This is a genomic window from Paenibacillus favisporus (genome assembly GCF_040545415.1).
GTDB classification, from domain to species: Bacteria; Bacillota; Bacilli; order Paenibacillales; family Paenibacillaceae; genus Paenibacillus_AQ; species Paenibacillus_AQ favisporus.
In genome coordinates, this window is record NZ_JBEPLV010000002.1 from 1,049,622 (window position 1) to 1,066,280 (window position 16,659).

Below are 16,659 nucleotides of genomic sequence, written 5' to 3' on the forward strand. Positions count from 1 at the left end.
TTGAACCCAGTTCAATGGTTCAACTGATATAGTGACTTCAAAGGAGCGAACAAGATATGACGCAACTGAAAGCGATTCTGATCGGCGCTGGCGCCCGCGGAGCCGGAGGTTATGCCCCATACGCGCTGGACTACCCGCATGAGCTGGAATTCGTGGCCGTGGCCGAGGCGGATCCGGTGCGGCGGCTCCGTTTTGCCGAGAAGCACGGCATTGACCCGGAGCGGTGTTATGAAACCTGGGAGCCGCTCCTCGCCGCGGAGCGGATGGCGGACATTGCCGTCATCTGCACGCAGGACCGGATGCATTACGGTCCCACCATGCAGGCATTGAGGCAAAAGTATCATGTCCTGCTGGAAAAGCCGATGTCTCCGGATCCCGGCGAATGCCTGGACATGGAGCAGGCGGCCAGGGACCACGACCGGCTGCTGACGATCTGCCATGTACTGCGGTACACGCCGTTCTGGAGCACGATCAAGCGGGTGATCGACAGCGGGGCGATCGGCGAAATCGCTTCGATCCAGCTGAACGAGAACGTGGGCTACTGGCATATCGCCCACAGCTTCGTCCGCGGCAACTGGAATCACTCGGACAAGGCCAGCCCGATGATTCTGGCCAAATCCTGCCACGACATGGATGTGCTGTCCTGGCTTATGGATAAGCCGTGCCTGCGGGTGAGCTCGTACGGCTCGCTGATGCACTTCCATGAAGGCCGCGCGCCGGAAGGCTCGGCGGCCCGCTGCCTGGACTGCGCCGTCGAGCCGGACTGCCCGTATTCGGCGCCGAGGTTCTACCTCAGCGACCAATACAAAGGCTGGGCCGGACATTTCACGCCGGAGCTGACGAAGGCGAGCATCATCCAGGGCCTGCGCGAGACGGACTACGGCCGCTGCGTCTACCGCAGCGACAATAACGTCGTTGACCACCAGGTGGTCAACATGGAATTTGAAGGCGGAGCTACGGCGATGTTCAGCATGTGCGGCTTTACCTTTGAGCAGGAGCGCCGGATTCAGATCATGGGTACGCGCGGCGAGCTCCGCGGCGAGGAAGGGAAGATCACCGTCTTCGATTTTCTGACCCATCAGCAGACGGAGATCGCCATCCCGTCCCAGGCGAGCGGCCACGGCGGCGGAGACAGCGGCATCGTCCGCAGCTTCCTCAAGGAAGTCCGCGGCTACAGCGGTCAGGAAGGCCTGACGTCGGCAAGCGCATCGGTACGCAGCCATTTGATGGCGTTCGCGGCAGAGGAATCGCGGCTTCATCAAGGGAAATCGATCGATTTGAATGAATTTGCAAAAGCATGGACGACCAGGAAGCAAACAGCCGAGCAGCCGAAATAAGGCGATGAAGTAAGCGTTCAGAAACAAGGCATCGCTGTCCTGTTTTCCAGTGGAACGGCAAGCCCAGAAAACAACTAAACTCCGAATGCCTCGGGTTTAGTTGTTTTTCATTTCCGCTGTTTATCAGCCCGGCCAGCGCTTTGCTCCGTAAAAAACCCGAAATATTTTTGTCCTCAGTGGATGTACAAATCGAATAAAAGGTGATACATTAAAAATTAAATAAATCCTTTAATGACAAGGGATATAACGGATTTTAAATGTCTACTACGAGAGGACATATGTATATTGAGGAGGGATTGATATGGCAAGTCAGGCATTGGATTTGTTTCTTAGCACGAACATAGAAGATCTGAAAGCCAAGGGATTGTATAACGTGATTGATACGGTGCAGGGACCAAACGGCCCGGTGATCCAAATTGACGGAAAGTCCTTGATTAACCTTTCCTCCAACAACTACCTGGGTCTCGCCACCGATTCCCGGCTGGTCGACGCGGCCGTGCAGGCAGCCAAGACGCACGGTGCGGGTGCCGGCGCCGTCAGAACGATCAACGGAACGCTGGATTTGCATAACCAGCTGGAGGAGAAGCTGGCCGGGTTCAAGCACACGGAAGCTGTCATTGTGTACCAATCGGGCTTTAACTGCAATATGGCCGCCATTTCTGCGGTGATGGACTCAAACGACGCCATCTTGTCCGATGAGCTGAATCACGCTTCCATTATCGACGGCTGCCGCCTGTCGAAGGCGAAAGTGATCCGCTACAAGCATTCGGACATGGAAGATCTGAGAAGCCAGGCGAAAGCAGCCAAGGAATCCGGCTTGTACAACAAAATCATGGTGATCACGGACGGCGTGTTCTCGATGGACGGCGATATCGCCAAGCTGCCGGAAATCGTAAAGATTGCCGAGGAATTCGACCTCATTACGTATGTTGACGATGCTCACGGCTCCGGCGTTTTGGGCGAAGGAGCGGGGACCGTCAAGCATTTCGGTCTGTCCGACCGGATCGATTTTCAAATCGGTACGTTGTCGAAGGCGATTGGCGTTGTAGGGGGCTATGTCGCCGGTTCGAAGCAGCTGATCGAGTGGCTGAAGCTGAGAAGCCGTCCGTTCCTGTTCTCGACCTCCCAGCCTCCCGCGGTCATTGCGGCCTGCATCGCGGCGGTAGACATTCTGATGAACGACAAGGAGCTCATCGACAAGCTGTGGAAGAACGGCCGTTTCCTGAAAGACGGTCTGCGCGCACTCGGTTATGACATCGGGCACAGCGAAACGCCGATCACCCCTTGCATCATCGGGGACGAAGTGAAGACGCAGCAGTTTAGCAAGCGGCTGATTGAGGAAGGCGTCTATGCGAAATCGATCGTATTCCCTACGGTGCCGAAGGGAACGGGCCGGATCCGCAACATGCCGACAGCAGCGCATACGAAGGAAATGCTGGAGCAGGTCATCGGTGTATACGAAAAGGTCGGCAAAGAAATGAACCTGATCGGGTAAATTTTTTAGTGAATTTTTCCAAGGAGGAATGACGCGTGAAAAGGATTCTGGTGACAGGGGCGCTTGGGCAAATCGGCTCCGAGCTGGTTGCCAAGCTGCGTGAAATATACGGCAACGACGCGGTCGTTGCGACAGATCTGCGTTCATCCGCCCACGAAATTACCCGGACGGGTCCTTTCGAGCTGCTGGACGTAACCAATGACAAGGCGATGCATGAAATTGCCAAGCGATATCAGGTCGATACGATCATTCATTTGGCGGCGCTGCTGTCGGCAACAGCCGAAGAGAAGCCGCTCCTGGCCTGGAATCTGAACATGGGCGGTCTGATGAATGCGCTGGAGGTGGCCAGAGAGCTGAAATGCCAGTTCTTTACGCCAAGCTCCATCGGGGCGTTCGGGCCGTCGACGCCGAAGGACAACACGCCGCAGGACACGATTCAGCGCCCCAACACGATGTACGGCGTGAATAAGGTGTCCGGTGAGCTGCTGTGCGATTACTATTTCCATAAATATGGGCTGGATACGCGTGGCCTCCGTTTTCCCGGGCTGATTTCCTATGTGACGCCTCCCGGCGGAGGGACGACGGATTATGCGGTGGAGATTTATTATGCGGCCGTCACTCAAGGCAAGTACACGTCTTATATCGCAAAGGGCACCAACATGGATATGATGTACATGCCGGACGCCCTGACCGCCATCATTGATCTGATGGAAGCCGACTCGTCGCGGCTGACGCACCGCAATTCCTTTAACGTAACGGCCATGAGCGTAGATCCCGAGGCGATCGCCGCGGCGATCTGCAAAGAGATCCCCGGCTTCACGCTGGACTACGATGTCGATCCGAAGCGGCAGGCGATTGCAGACAGCTGGCCGCACTCCATCGACGCTTCGGCGGCGAAGGCCGAATGGGGATTCCGGGCGCGTTACGACCTGGACGCGATGACGAAGGATATGCTGGGCCATCTTGGCGGGAGACAACTGCTCCGTAAAGCATGATTCGAGGGATACGAACATTTATTGAAGCTGGAAAGCTGTAACAGGAAAAAGCTGTACGCTCAAGGAAGGATGCAATGGGATGCATGGACCTTGGGATGCGGCTTTTTTGGTTTTTTGGCGGAAAAAAGTAGGGAGGATCTCCCTTCCGCAGGCCGTTTTTTCGATATAATGGGTAAGAAAGCGTACAGGCGCAGCCAACACGAGCAGCATTGCAGCAGCAAGTATACAAGCGCCTAATCACACCTAATCAAAGGAGGCGAAGTCATGATATCATTTCCAAAACCGGATGTGGAGCAGTTTTTTCAGAGCTATGTCATCAGCAGCTTCGGAGTGAGCGCCGACGAGTCGAGGCTTGTGTTCAGCGCCAGCCTGAGCGGGAAATTCAATGTGTGGGCCATGGATTTGAAAGGGGATACATCGTATCCGTACCCGCTGACGTACAACGATCAAATGGCCAGCTTCGTTAAGCCGGACCCGGAGGGAAGGCATCTGCTGACGGCGTTTGACCGCGACGGCGACGAAAACTACCAGTTCCATGCGCTAAAGTGGAACGGAGGACAGCCGCTGCCGCTGTTTCCTGAGAGTGCTCCGGACGAGAAGCATTACTTTGTCCATCTGTCCGAAGACGGCAACCGCCTGTATTACAGCACCTCCCGGGATAACCCGATGTTTCTGAATTCACGGGTGTACCGCCTGGATACGGGAGAGGACCGGATGCTCCTGAAGGGCGAAGAAACGACGACCAGCCTTACGGCCGTCAGCCCGGATGAGCAGACCTTCGCATACACCAAGAGCTATGCCAATACATACAACGTCAGTTATTTACGCCGGGTAGGGGACGAGGCGGATCAGTGCCTGACGCCGGATCCGGAGCGGGTCCATAATGCCGGTGAGGTTCATTTTGTAAATGATGGGGAAGTGGTCTTTGCCACCGATTATGATGCTGAATTTGCGTATTTGGCCTCCTTCGATCTGACAACCGGGACGTTTCAACCACGGCTGCACATCGAGCGGGAAAGTGTGGAGCTGATCCGTCTGCACCGGGAATCGCGGACGGCGTATCTGGTGACGGACCGCGGAGTCGAGGACCGGCTGTACGCGTATGCGCTGGACACCGGCGAGCTGACGCCGATTCCGCTGCCCGCCGATATCGTGCACCAGCTGACCGTAACCCGGTCAGGGAACCTGTACGTGCTTGCACGCGGCGCTGTCAAGCCGCTGAATGTGTACCGTTATGCGGACGGACAGTGGACAATGCTGACGAAAAACGTGCTGACGGGACTGACCGAGGAGGATTTGTCCGCGCCCGAAGTGGTGTCCTATTCCTCTTTTGACGGGATGAAGATAGAGGCTCTTTTGTACCGGGCGAAGGAGGACGCGGCCAACGGGTATACGGTATTCTGGCCGCACGGCGGGCCGCAGGCCGCGGAGCGCAAGCAGTTCCGGTCGATGTTCCAATATATCATCGCACAGGGCTACAACATTTTCTGCCCGAACTTCCGCGGCAGCACAGGCTATGGCAGCTCGTTTGTGAAGCTGGTGGAGCAGGACTGGGGCGAAGGGCCGCGCAAGGACTGCCTGGCAGGGATGGAGTGGCTGTTCGAGCAAGGCATTTCCTCAAGGGATAAGCTGTTCGTGGTCGGCGGCAGCTACGGCGGATATATGACCCTGCTCTTGGCCGGGCGCAATCCCGAGTATTTCCGGGCGGCCGTGGATATTTTCGGCGTAAGCAATCTGTTTACGTTCTACCATTCCGTGCCGGACCACTGGAAGTCGATCATGGAGCGCTGGCTCGGCGATCCGGAACGCGACCGCGAACGGTTCGTCAAGGATTCGCCGATAACGTACCTGGATCAGATGGTCAACCCGATGCTGATCATTCAAGGGGCTAACGATCCCCGGGTGGTCAAGGCCGAGTCCGACCAGATCGTGGAAGCGCTCCAGGCCAAGGGCCGCGACGTTGAGTATATTGTGTTCGAGGACGAGGGTCATGGCATGACCAAAAAGGCCAACGAAAAAATCGCGTACACCCGCATGGTGGAGTTCATGAACCGCTGCCAGTAGCGAGTGGAGGGGGCTTTTGTAAGCCCGCGCGAATACGGTGCTTTCATCCAACTTAGGGCCGGCCGTGAAGCCGGGAGAGGAGACACAGGAATGTCGGAACGAACAGAACATGCTGGCAGGGAAGAGCGGCTGTATTGGCTTCATCATTTGGAACGCTGGGCGCGTCCGGTGCTGACGCGGCTTGCGGAGGGAAGGCTGCGCGCAGAGATGCCGGTGGAGAGCAGCGGGGAAGGCCGGGAGGCTTACACCCATCTGGAGGCCTTCGGCCGCCTCCTGGACGGCATCGCCCCTTGGCTCGGAGCCGAGGGTGGAAGTGCGGAGGAGCAGCGGCTGCGCACAGAGCTGCTGGGACTGACACATCAAGCGCTGGAGCAGGCCAGCGATCCGGCCTCCCCGGATGTGCTGAATTTTGGCGAAGGGCATCAGCCCATCGTGGACACGGCCTTCTTGTGCCAAGCTTTTCTCCGTGCGCCCCATGTTTTATGGGATCCGTTAACGGACGAGCAGAAGCGAAGATGGCTATCCACCTGGAAGCTGACCCGCACGCGCAAGCCGTTCTTCAACAACTGGCTGCTGTTCTCGGCAGTCATCGAGACGGCTCTGGCCCGGTTTGGCGACCGGGACTGGGATCCGATGCGGATCGATTACGCCTTGAAGCAGCTGGAGCAGTGGTACGCCGGCGACGGAGTGTACGGCGACGGGCCGGCGTACCACGCCGACTACTACAACAGCTTCGTCATCCACCCGATGCTGCTGGACGTGCTGGATCACGCCGGCGCGCTGCAGCCGGACTGGGAGGAGCATAAGGGACCTGCGCTCGTCCGGGCGCAGCGTTACGCGGAGCAGCTGGAGCGTATGATCGCCCCGGACGGCAGCTTTCCGGTGGTCGGCCGGTCCATCAGCTACCGGACGGGCGCCTTCCATCTGCTGGCCCAATTGGCCTGGCAGCGGCGGCTGCCGGAAGGGCTGGACGCGGCGCAGGTGCGCGGCGCGCTGACGGCCGTCATGAAGCGCTGCTTCGAGCCGGCCGGAACGTACGACGCCGAAGGCTGGCTGCGCATTGGCCTCAGCGGTCACCAGCCGGAGCTGGGCGAGGGTTATATTTCTACAGGCAGTTTGTATCTATGCGCGACCGTCCTGCTGCCTCTCGCGCTGCCGGAGAACGATCCGTTCTGGCAGGGCGAAGCCGAGTGGACGTCCAAGCGGATTTGGAGCGGCGGACATGGCCGTATCGACCATGCGCTTGGACATTAAGCACCGGATGATGGAACCGGTGCTGTCACAAACCAAGAGGCTGTCCCCCAGGCTACTTCGGCCTGGCGGGGACAGCCTCTTGTCCGTCATCGTACCATGGGTTCAGGTGCACCATGACGTCGGCCACCTGCTTCATGCGCTCCATGATCGTTTTTTTCACTTCCCGGCTGACGTCATGCCCTTCCTGTACGGTGAGATGGTTGGGGACGCTGACTTTGACGTCGACGATGATGGCGTTGCCGAGCTCCCGGGCTCGAATGCTGTCAACGCGCTTCACGTTGGGAACGGAGTAGATGATCGAGCTCAGCATGGCGAGCTGCTCGTTCGTGATGTTTTTGTCCATCAGAATGTCGACGGACTCCCGTCCCATTTTGTAACCGAGCCGGATCACCAGGTACGATACGATAATCCCGGCCACCGGGTCGCCGTATTCCGTATAGGGGATATGATAGGCTTCGCCAATCAGCGAAATGCCGATCCCGATGGACGCGGCTGCGGAAGCGTAGACGTCTGCGATATGGTCGTAGGCCGTGGCGATCAGGCTGCGGCTGTTCTCGGCCTTGCCGATCCGGATGCAGTACATGTACAGGATCTGCTTCCAAATCAGGGAAACCAGCGCGGCCGTAAGCGCGATCCAGCTGGCTTCGGCTGGAGGAACGAACAGCGATTCGATCGATTTATACACCATCAGCAGCGCCGCCATGACGAGAATGATCGCCACGATGCCCGATGCGATCGCTTCTGCTTTCCCATGCCCGTAGGGATGATCTTCATCCGCCGGCTTGCGGGATACCATGGCCGAGGTAAGTGCCGCGATCGTCGCCACGACATCGCCTGCATTATGAATCCCGTCGGCTACGAGAACCTTACTGCCGAATAACAGCCCGACGATGATTTTGAGAAGGGTCAGCAAGACGTTGCTGATGAGGCTGACCCATACCGCCAATATTGATTTGCTGGCCACGGACTCCAGTCTCCTCGCTCCATTCTTGGGTTTATTTCTTTTTATATAACCAAAAATAAACATTTCTTATTACGCCAAAACATGCCTAGCGGACAAAGATAACCCCCGCATGACACGACAATATCGCGCCTCGGGAGTTCTCCGAGTTAAAAGTATTCGGAAAAAGGTGGAATCGTATACATCATATTCCCACTTTCCGGCTCAAGCGACAGAACAAAAGCCTCCCGTGACATTTGTCTTCTCCGCATAACATGAGGTGCAGGAGGCTGACAAATAACAGGAGGCTTATGCCGGTTATGAGGCCTAAATTGACGCTGCTTGGTTGATGAAACAGAAGCTTTTCCGGTACAAGGCTGGATCGTCTAACTGCGGAGGCTATTTAAACGGAAGTTTAAAGGATTTCCTGTAGAGCGGATACAGCCACTTCACACCGCTTGGCGTCATCGAATCGGCGATCAGATGGGACAAGTACCCGGCGGTGGATACGAGCATGATCCCTTCCAGATTGAGGTATGCCTCCAGTCCGGAACTGATCCATGCCCAGAGCCAAACTGCCCAGACGGTATGAGTCATGCCGCGGTGCTTGAGCCAAGGGGCGATACCCACAAATGCACCCAGTCCGGACATCCAGACCATGGCGTTATGTATTCCGGCGTAAATCAATATGCAGCCAATCAGGCTGACGAGCACGTTACGAATCATGCCGTCTTTAATGATCAGTCCGAGCAGAAACAGGACGAGCGCCAAGATGGAATATTCGAGATAAAAGCTCCCCTTAGCAATATACAGGTACCCCAGGACGATCACGAGCAGAAGCCCGGACCAGTACAGCCATTCTCTGAGCCATTTCGAGAACCGGCCGAGGGTAGAACTGAGCATGCTGGGGCCGTCGAGGTCTGCGCTTAGCGCTGATAAGGCGGAAACCGCGATGTACATCGCTGCATGCTTCAGCGTAAACGGATAATGGGCTGCGGCGGCAGCACCGATCACTACGCCTATAGCGAGATGTGTCGAACCCTTCATTTCTCCTCCTCTGACTGACAACAGGATGATTGCAGGCAAACATATGTTTGCTATCGTATTATACACGTTTTGGTGTCACGTGTATATGCCTGTCAGAGAGGATGGGACTAAAGTTCGTGTAACCATCAGGTCCGTTAATCAGCCGGATTGGCTGTATCCGAATTTTCGTTCGCCGCGGCTGCCTCTGTTCGTCCAAGCAAATAATCTATGGAGACTTGAAAATAATCAGCCAGCTTCGACAGCGTATCAAAATCCGGTTTCCTGCGGTTCTTCTCATAGTGGGACAAGGCCGCCCGGCTGATCCCAAGGGTGATGGACAATGCCTCTTGAGTCAATTTCCTCTGCTCCCTGAGCTCTGATATTCGGTTGCCGTAATTCATTTCTTTCCCCCCTTGGATACCCGGGTATGCGTGAGCAATTGGACCTGCTAAATAACGCTTGACATGATACAAAATGTATCGTAAATTAACAGTGTCGTCAATAGTGCAAGCTGTTTTTGAACCGATTTACCCAAAAAATCAGGTTCATTCTCCTCTTGGAAAGTCAATCTTTATTCATAGAATAAGCCAATTCCAGGAATAAAGACGCAATTCGTCACCATCGGTTACACCAGGAAGCCGGAACCAGTGCATATTCTGTCGAGCTTCCGTATTTAATGATACATAATGTTGCATTGTTTTTCAAAAATCAAAGGGATGGATGCTGATACGTATGATCGATACACACTGCCATATCCTGCCGGCTGTGGACGACGGGCCGAAAACGATCGATGGAGCACTTCGCTTGGCTGCGGCTGCAGTGGAAGAAGGGATTACGACGATCATCGCCACCCCGCACCACCGAGAGAGACATTATTTGAACTCCGCCAAAAAAATCAACCGCCGCGTGAAGCTGTTTAACGCCAAGCTCAAGCGCGTCGGAATCCCCCTGAAGGTGCTCCCCGGACAGGAGTACCACCTTACCGAACGTTATCCCACCGAATTCCGGCGCGGCCGGATCCAGACGCTTGCCGGCAGCCGCTATTTACTCGTAGAGCTTCCCTCCCGCAAGGTACCCGGGTATTTTACAGATTTTCTTGCCTTCATGAAGCGGGCCGATATTCGGGTCGTCATTGCCCATCCGGAACGGAACTTGGGGATTATCGATCAGCCCGACCAAGTGGCGGGATGGATTCGGGACTTCGGCGTCCTGCTGCAGGTAACGACCCCATCTCTTGCCGGATTTTTTGGGGAATCGGTACAGAGCACAGCTGCGTACTTGTGCAAACACCGGTTGATCCATTTGATAGGAACGGATGCGCACAACACGGTCCGGCGGAAATTTTACGCACAGGAAGGGCTCGGCATCATCGACAAGCTGTGTGGAGCAGGCTTTCGGAAGAGCCTGGAGGACCATGCGGTGCAGCTCATCAGCGGAAAGGAGATCGGAACGTTTCATCAGCCCACCGTCTAGAGCGGAGGCAACCATTTGATGAAATTGGGGGGGAAGGATTATGGAGTTCAAGCTGCTGCTGCAAATATTAAGAAAGCGCCTTTGGCTGATCGTATTGGTGGTGGTCTTGTGCTCGGCCGGCACCGGTGCATACAGCATCTATGTCATGAAGCCGGTTTATGAAGCAAGCAGCACGATGATCGTCAATAAGTCCAATTTGGACAGCGAGGGAAAACCGACGCTCGATATTAATGAAATCAATTCTAACATTATGCTGATCAACTCCTATAAGGTCATTATCAGCTCCGCTTCCATCATGGAAAAGGTCGTCGCCCAATACCCCGGTCTGCATGAGACCGCGCAGGACTTGATGGACCGGGTCGAAGTCGTGACGACCCAAAACTCGCAAATCATCGAATTGAAAATCCGCGATGCCTCCTACCAGCATGCCAAAGAGATCGTGAGCGCCGTATCGCTCGTGTTCAAGCATGAAATCCCCCAAATCATGAAAGTGGACAATATTTCGATTCTGGACAGCACCTTGTCAACGAGTGCTCCCGATCCGGTCAGTCCGAATGTTGTCCTTAACATCGCCATCGCTTTTGCCGCCTCGTTCATGATCATCGTTGGCGTAGTGCTGTTTATCGAGTACTTGGATGACACGATCAAGTCCGATGAGGACGTGGAGCGGTATCTTGAGCTTACGACCCTGGGCGCGATCCGGAAAATGAAAAAGCGGGACTTGCGAACGCGGGCGACCGCCCGATCCAAACAACAGGCAGGTGAAAAGTATGCGTCAGTCAGCCAATAGAAACAAGCTGATCATGAACGTCAACCGCAGGTCGTCGATCTCGGAAGGGTACCGCAACATTCGGACCAACATCCAATTTTCCGGCTGGAATCAAAAGCTGCAGGTGCTTGCCGTGACCTCGACCCAGGCGGGGGAAGGGAAATCGACAACGATCAGCAATCTGGCGGTTGCCTATGCCCAGGAAGGAAAAAACGTGCTGCTGATCGACGCCGATCTCAGGCACCCGTCGCTGCAGAGCATTTTTAACGTGCCGAACCGGCTTGGGCTCTCGAACCTTCTCGCCGAACAATGCGCTTTCGGTGATGTCGTGCAGACGACCGTGGTGGAGAACCTGTCGCTGGTCACCGCCGGACCGGTTCCTCCGAATCCGACGGAGCTGTTATCTTCGGACCGGCTGCAGGAAGTGATCGACGGCTGGAAGCCCGTATACGACATCATCCTCATCGACACGTCACCGGTTATGGCTGTTGCCGACGGCTTGATCGTCTCCTCCGTGTGCGACGGGGTGATCCTCGTTGTTCTATCGGGCAAGGTCAAGCGGGAGTACATCCAGAAAACGAAAGAGAAGCTGGAGCTGGCGAAGGCAACGATTCTCGGCGTCGTTCTGAATCAGAAAAAATACAGCAAATCCGAGGCGAACCAGTACCGTTATTACGGTCATCAATAGTTTTTCGGGTATCAAGGAAACCACGTGTTCATGAAGCATGTCTTTACAGGTCATGTCTACTGTACCTTTATCACGGGTAGGCACTCGGTCATGCTGTGGGTATTCGGATACCTTAGACGTTTATCGTCGAGAGTGTGATGTGAGGCCGGGTTCAATGCCCGAGTAACGCTCATGCTTCGGATGGAAGCATGAGCTATGCTGCCTGCAGGCGGTATAGCTCATCCTTTCATCCTGATAAACAGAAGCAAACATAAAACCGAAGGATACAACATTATGAAGTTGGGGGTTTATTCAAGTGAAAAAAGTGAAAAAGGCCATTATCCCGGCTGCCGGACTCGGTACCCGTTTCCTGCCGGCAACCAAAGCGATGCCCAAAGAAATGCTGCCTATCGTCGACAAGCCGACCATTCAATACATCGTGGAGGAAGCGATCGAGGCGGGAATCGAGGACATCATTATAGTCACCGGCAAGGGAAAACGGTCGATTGAGGATCATTTCGATTACTCCTTCGAGCTGGAGCTCAGCCTGCTGGAAAAAGGGAAGCTGGACGTGCTTGAGATGGTTCGGCGTTCGTCAGCCGTAGAGATCCATTATATCCGGCAAAAGGAAGCCAAAGGCCTCGGCCATGCCATATGGTGCGCACGGAATTTTATCGGTGACGAGCCCTTCGCCGTGCTTCTCGGTGATGACATCGTCCGCGCGGAAGCGCCCTGCATCGGACAGCTCGTCCGCCAGTACGAAAAGCACGGGTGCTCCGTCGTCGGCGTCGGGCAGGTTCCGTCCGAGCACACATCGCGGTACGGCATCATCGACCCGAGTGCGATTCACGACACGGACAAACGGACCTTTGAGCTGCGGAGAGTGGTGGAAAAGCCCGCTCCGGGAGAGGCGCCGTCAAATTTGGCCATTATGGGCCGTTATGTGCTTACCCCGGAAATATTCAGCCTGCTGGAACACCAGGAAGCCGGGTATGGCGGGGAGATCCAGCTTACAGATGCTATCCAGCAGCTGATCGTCAAGCATCGCTGTCTGGCCTATGAATTCGAAGGGGAGCGCTTCGACGTCGGCGAGAAGCTCGGGTACATTCTGACCACCATTCAGTTTGCGCTTCGCCAGGGAGAACTTCGGACGCCCCTCTTAAGGGAACTGGACCGGATTCTGCAAATCGAGAACGTGGAACCGAAGATTTGACCGGGATCAGCGTGCCTGATCAGCCGTATGAGCGGTGAAAGAAAGGTCATTACCATTTGAAATGAAGGCAGGGGCGGACATATGGTCAAAAAAATTTGCGTCGTGGGGCTCGGTTATATCGGACTGCCGACAGCCAGTCTGCTTGCGATTAAAGGCTTTGAAGTGCATGGCGTGGACACGAACCGGCATGCGGTCGAGCTGATTAACCAGGGCGAGGTTCATATCGTGGAACCGGATTTGGACATTATGGTCAAGGCGGCCGTCCAGAGCGGACAGCTGCATGTCTCGGAAGAACCGGAGGAGGCTGATGTATTTATTCTGGCCGTTCCAACCCCTTTCGAGGAGAACCAGAAGCCGGATTTGTCTTACGTCAGACAGGCGGCTGCTTCCGTGGCTCCTTACCTCAGGCCGGGCAACATTGTCATCCTGGAATCTACGAGTCCGGTGGGGACGACCGAGATGGTTGCGCGCTCGATTTTGGACGCCCGGACGGACCTGACCGTGTCCGGATCACCGCAGCAGGCCGCCCGGCGGATCTACGTCGCCCATTGCCCCGAGAGGGTGATGCCCGGGCAAATCCTCCGCGAGCTCGTGGAAAACGACCGGATTATCGGGGGGATCGATATCGAGTCGACCCAGCGAACCGTGGCCTTTTACAAGCAGTTCGTCAGCGGGAAAATCCTTGAAACCAACGCCAAAACGGCGGAGATGGCCAAGCTGACCGAAAATTCCTTCCGCGATGTCAACATCGCTTTTGCGAACGAGCTGTCTCTCATCTGTGACCAGCTGGACATCAACGTGTGGGAATTGATCCGGCTGGCAAACCACCATCCCAGGGTGAACATTCTTCAGCCGGGACCGGGCGTGGGAGGACACTGCATCGCGGTCGATCCATGGTTTCTCGTCCATGCGGCGCCGGAACAGGCCAAGCTGATTCATACCGCCAGAATCGTTAACGACTATAAGCCCGGTTACGTGGTGAATAAGGTGACGGAGCGGGCCAAACGGTTGAAGTCGCCCGTCATTGCCTGCCTGGGACTTTCTTTTAAGGCGAACATCGACGACCTGAGGGAGAGCCCCGCGCTTGCCATCGTGGAGCATTTGGCGAAGGCCCGGATCGGGGACATTTATGCGGTAGAGCCGCATATCCAGCTTCTGCCGGCGTCGCTTGCGGAAGCCGGGGTTCAGCTGCTTGAAACGGTGGAGGCGGTCCGCAAGGCGGATATCGTGCTGCTGCTCGTGAATCACGACGCTTTCTCCCATATGGACCGCAACCTGCTTCAGGAAAAAATCGTGATCGATACAAGGGGCTTCTTCAGCGAATCGCCCCGGGAACGGGTCGGGGTGTACTGATGTCCACGCTGATGATGAAGGTGAAAAAGCTGCGCAGGATGCCGCTGCATGCGGCGGCGGCCAAGGTCGCGGAAAAAGCGCTTGATGAAACGCGCTCCGCCTATCTCAGCATCCGGCACAGGCTGGCTCCGGCCGTGCTGAAGCCGAGCCTGTTCAGCGGATTCCGAAGCTGTGGCCGCTTCCTGTTCGATCCGCAGGATAAGGAGCGGTATGCCGAACTGCTGCGCAAAGGGGGCGCCGATACAGAGATTATCCGGCAGGCGGACCGCATCTGCGTCCACGAGTTCGATTTGCTGGGATCGGGTCCCATGACCCTTGGAGAGCGGCTTCCCTGGCATGAAGACTTCAAGACGGGATTCCGCTGGGAGCCCCGGTATTATAAACGAATCCGAACGGTTGATCTATCGAACCGGGCTGACGTGAAGGTTCCCTGGGAGCTTTCGCGTTTTCAGCATGTCTTTACGTTGGGGAAAGCTTATTGGCTGACAGGCAGAGAGGCGTATGCGCTTGAATTTCAAGCCCAGCTGGATGACTGGATCCAGGAGAATCCACCCGAAATGTCGGTAAACTGGGCCTGCGCGATGGATGTGGCGATCCGTGCCGTCAACTGGATTGCGGGCATTTATTTTTTCAGCGGCAGCCCTTCGCTGCCCGAAGCGTTTTGGGATCGGCTTCATGCGTCGCTGTACAGGCACGGCGGTTTTATTATGGACAATTTGGAAAACACGGGCGAGCATACGGGAAACCACTATTTGTCCAATCTCGCCGGGCTGATCGGACTGGGCCTTTATTTTGGGGATATAGAGGTGCGCGGCAAAGGAATAAGCGGCTCAAGCCCCAAGGAGTGGCTCGCTTACGGCATCCGGGAAACCGAGCGGGAAATGTTTGTGCAGGTGAACGCGGACGGATCGAACTACGAGGCTTCCACTTCCTATCACCGGCTCGTCGCCGAGCTGTTTGTCCTGGCTTCGGTCTGGTGCCGCAGCAACGGGATTGAATTCACGCCGGAATACATGAAGCGGCTCGAGAAGATGCACGAGTTCATGCTGGACCTCTTGAAGCAGAATGGGCGAACGCCGGTCGTCGGCGATGCGGACGACGGACGCGTGATGATCGCGTCCGGTTACGGCCGGTGGGCGCCGGCGGATTGCCGCCATATGCTGGCCGTGGCCGGCGAGCTGTTCGACCGCGACGATTTCCGCGCCGCCGGACGCCTGCACCGTGAGGAAGCGATGTGGATTGCCGGGCTGCCCGCGCTCCGGCCTTATGCAGCGCCTGAAAGAGCGTCCGCGAGCCGGCCCTGCGCAGCATATCCGGACGGCGGGTATTATGTGCTGCGCAGCAGCTCGGCGTACTGCCTGGTGCGCTGCGGCGAGCTGTCTTTCCGCGGCCAAGGGGCCCACAGCCACAACGACCAGCTGAGCTTTGAGCTTCAGGTGTCTGGCCAGGACATCTTTGTCGATCCGGGCGCCTATATTTACTCCGCCGATTACCGGCTGCGCAACCTGTTCCGCAGTACGGGCATGCATAACACCGTTCAAGTGGGCGGGCATGAGCAAAACGATTTTGATGAACACGAGCTGTTCCTGATGTGGGAGCAGACATTCGCGCGCTGCGATGCGTTCAGGGAAGGCTTTTTCGCTGGCAGTCATTCAGGCTATGCCGGCAAGTGCGGCGTCATCCATCGGCGCGTGTTTGATTTTCACGAGGGGAAACTGACACTATCCGACCGTCTGGATCCGGTGTCACCTGGAGCGGAAGAGATCCGGGAATTTACGGCTTCATTCATGCTGGCACCGGGTGCCGCTGCAGCCCAAACGGATGGCATCGTTCTCATACGCCAAGCCGGAGTAACGATACATATGAGTTTTGAGGGGGCGTCCGCCATCCAGCTGGAAGATTCCTGGGTTTCGGAACGATATGGCGTGCGGCGCGCAAGCCGGCTGATCCGGGTTCGAAGCAGTCATCCGGAAGGGCTTAGCACCCGCATCCGTTGGAAATAAAATCGCAGCAGATGCACATGTTGACTTCGTAATCAAACGCAGCAGCTCAAGTGAACGAGGTGATCCTTCC

13 protein-coding genes and 1 pseudogene are annotated in these 16,659 nt (G+C 56.1%); 11 read left to right on the forward strand and 3 right to left on the reverse strand.

Annotated features, from left to right (window positions below; genetic code table 11):
- Positions 1-56: 56 nt before the first annotated feature.
- The 5 genes from ABID47_RS12720 (at position 57) to ABID47_RS12740 (ending at position 7,145) form a co-directional block, all read left to right on the forward strand.
- Positions 57-1,337 (forward strand): Gfo/Idh/MocA family protein, encoded by a 1,281-nt coding sequence (locus tag ABID47_RS12720; RefSeq protein WP_354497151.1) that lies wholly within the window; start codon positions 57-59, stop codon positions 1,335-1,337.
- A 301-nt stretch (positions 1,338-1,638) separates the two neighbouring features.
- A complete protein-coding gene (locus tag ABID47_RS12725; RefSeq protein ID WP_354497153.1) occupies positions 1,639-2,832 on the forward strand; it encodes a glycine C-acetyltransferase in 1,194 nt (397 codons plus the stop codon).
- Between the two features lie 35 nt (positions 2,833-2,867).
- Entirely contained in the window at positions 2,868-3,827 is a 960-nt protein-coding gene (locus tag ABID47_RS12730; protein ID WP_354497155.1) for an L-threonine 3-dehydrogenase, read from the forward strand.
- Between the two features lie 264 nt (positions 3,828-4,091).
- A complete protein-coding gene (locus tag ABID47_RS12735) occupies positions 4,092-5,891 on the forward strand; it encodes a S9 family peptidase (RefSeq protein WP_354497157.1) in 1,800 nt (599 codons plus the stop codon).
- 90 nt (positions 5,892-5,981) lie between these two features.
- Positions 5,982-7,145, forward strand: coding sequence for a DUF2264 domain-containing protein (locus tag ABID47_RS12740; protein ID WP_354497159.1), 1,164 nt, complete (start codon positions 5,982-5,984; stop codon positions 7,143-7,145).
- Between the two features lie 52 nt (positions 7,146-7,197).
- Here the strand turns inward: ABID47_RS12740 and ABID47_RS12745 are convergent, their stop codons facing one another.
- From ABID47_RS12745 to ABID47_RS12755, 3 genes and pseudogenes are all read right to left on the reverse strand, one after another.
- Positions 7,198-8,118 carry a cation diffusion facilitator family transporter gene (locus ABID47_RS12745; RefSeq protein WP_435530622.1) on the reverse strand — a complete coding sequence of 307 codons (921 nt, stop codon included), beginning with the start codon at positions 8,116-8,118 and terminating at the stop codon, positions 7,198-7,200.
- A 366-nt stretch (positions 8,119-8,484) separates the two neighbouring features.
- On the reverse strand, positions 8,485-9,132 hold the full coding sequence (locus ABID47_RS12750; RefSeq protein ID WP_076168532.1) for a metal-dependent hydrolase: 648 nt from the start codon (positions 9,130-9,132) through the stop codon (positions 8,485-8,487).
- Between the two features lie 176 nt (positions 9,133-9,308).
- Positions 9,309-9,512, reverse strand: a pseudogene (locus tag ABID47_RS12755) (helix-turn-helix domain-containing protein); the annotation flags it as partial.
- 331 nt (positions 9,513-9,843) lie between these two features.
- Between ABID47_RS12755 and ABID47_RS12760 the strand changes: the two are divergent.
- The 6 genes from ABID47_RS12760 (at position 9,844) to ABID47_RS12785 (ending at position 16,589) form a co-directional block, all read left to right on the forward strand.
- Positions 9,844-10,584: a tyrosine-protein phosphatase gene (locus ABID47_RS12760; protein WP_354497163.1), complete on the forward strand. Its 741-nt coding sequence runs from the start codon at positions 9,844-9,846 to the stop codon at positions 10,582-10,584.
- A gap of 40 nt (positions 10,585-10,624) precedes the next feature.
- Positions 10,625-11,374: a YveK family protein gene (locus ABID47_RS12765; RefSeq protein ID WP_354497165.1), complete on the forward strand. Its 750-nt coding sequence runs from the start codon at positions 10,625-10,627 to the stop codon at positions 11,372-11,374.
- Complete coding sequence (locus ABID47_RS12770; RefSeq protein ID WP_145022167.1) at positions 11,355-12,041, forward strand: CpsD/CapB family tyrosine-protein kinase; 687 nt, start codon at positions 11,355-11,357, stop codon at positions 12,039-12,041. Before ABID47_RS12765 ends, ABID47_RS12770 begins: the two co-directional genes overlap by 20 nt.
- A gap of 295 nt (positions 12,042-12,336) precedes the next feature.
- The gene (galU, locus tag ABID47_RS12775) at positions 12,337-13,233 is read left to right on the forward strand and encodes a UTP--glucose-1-phosphate uridylyltransferase GalU (protein WP_145135114.1); all 897 of its coding nucleotides are present in this window, start codon (positions 12,337-12,339) and stop codon (positions 13,231-13,233) included.
- Between the two features lie 81 nt (positions 13,234-13,314).
- Positions 13,315-14,586, forward strand: a complete 1,272-nt coding sequence (gene wecC / locus ABID47_RS12780; protein ID WP_354497168.1) for a UDP-N-acetyl-D-mannosamine dehydrogenase — start codon at positions 13,315-13,317, stop codon at positions 14,584-14,586.
- The gene (locus tag ABID47_RS12785) at positions 14,586-16,589 is read left to right on the forward strand and encodes a heparinase II/III family protein (protein ID WP_354497170.1); all 2,004 of its coding nucleotides are present in this window, start codon (positions 14,586-14,588) and stop codon (positions 16,587-16,589) included. The genes wecC and ABID47_RS12785 overlap by 1 nt, the downstream gene beginning before the upstream one ends.
- The last annotated feature ends 70 nt before the right edge of the window (positions 16,590-16,659 follow it).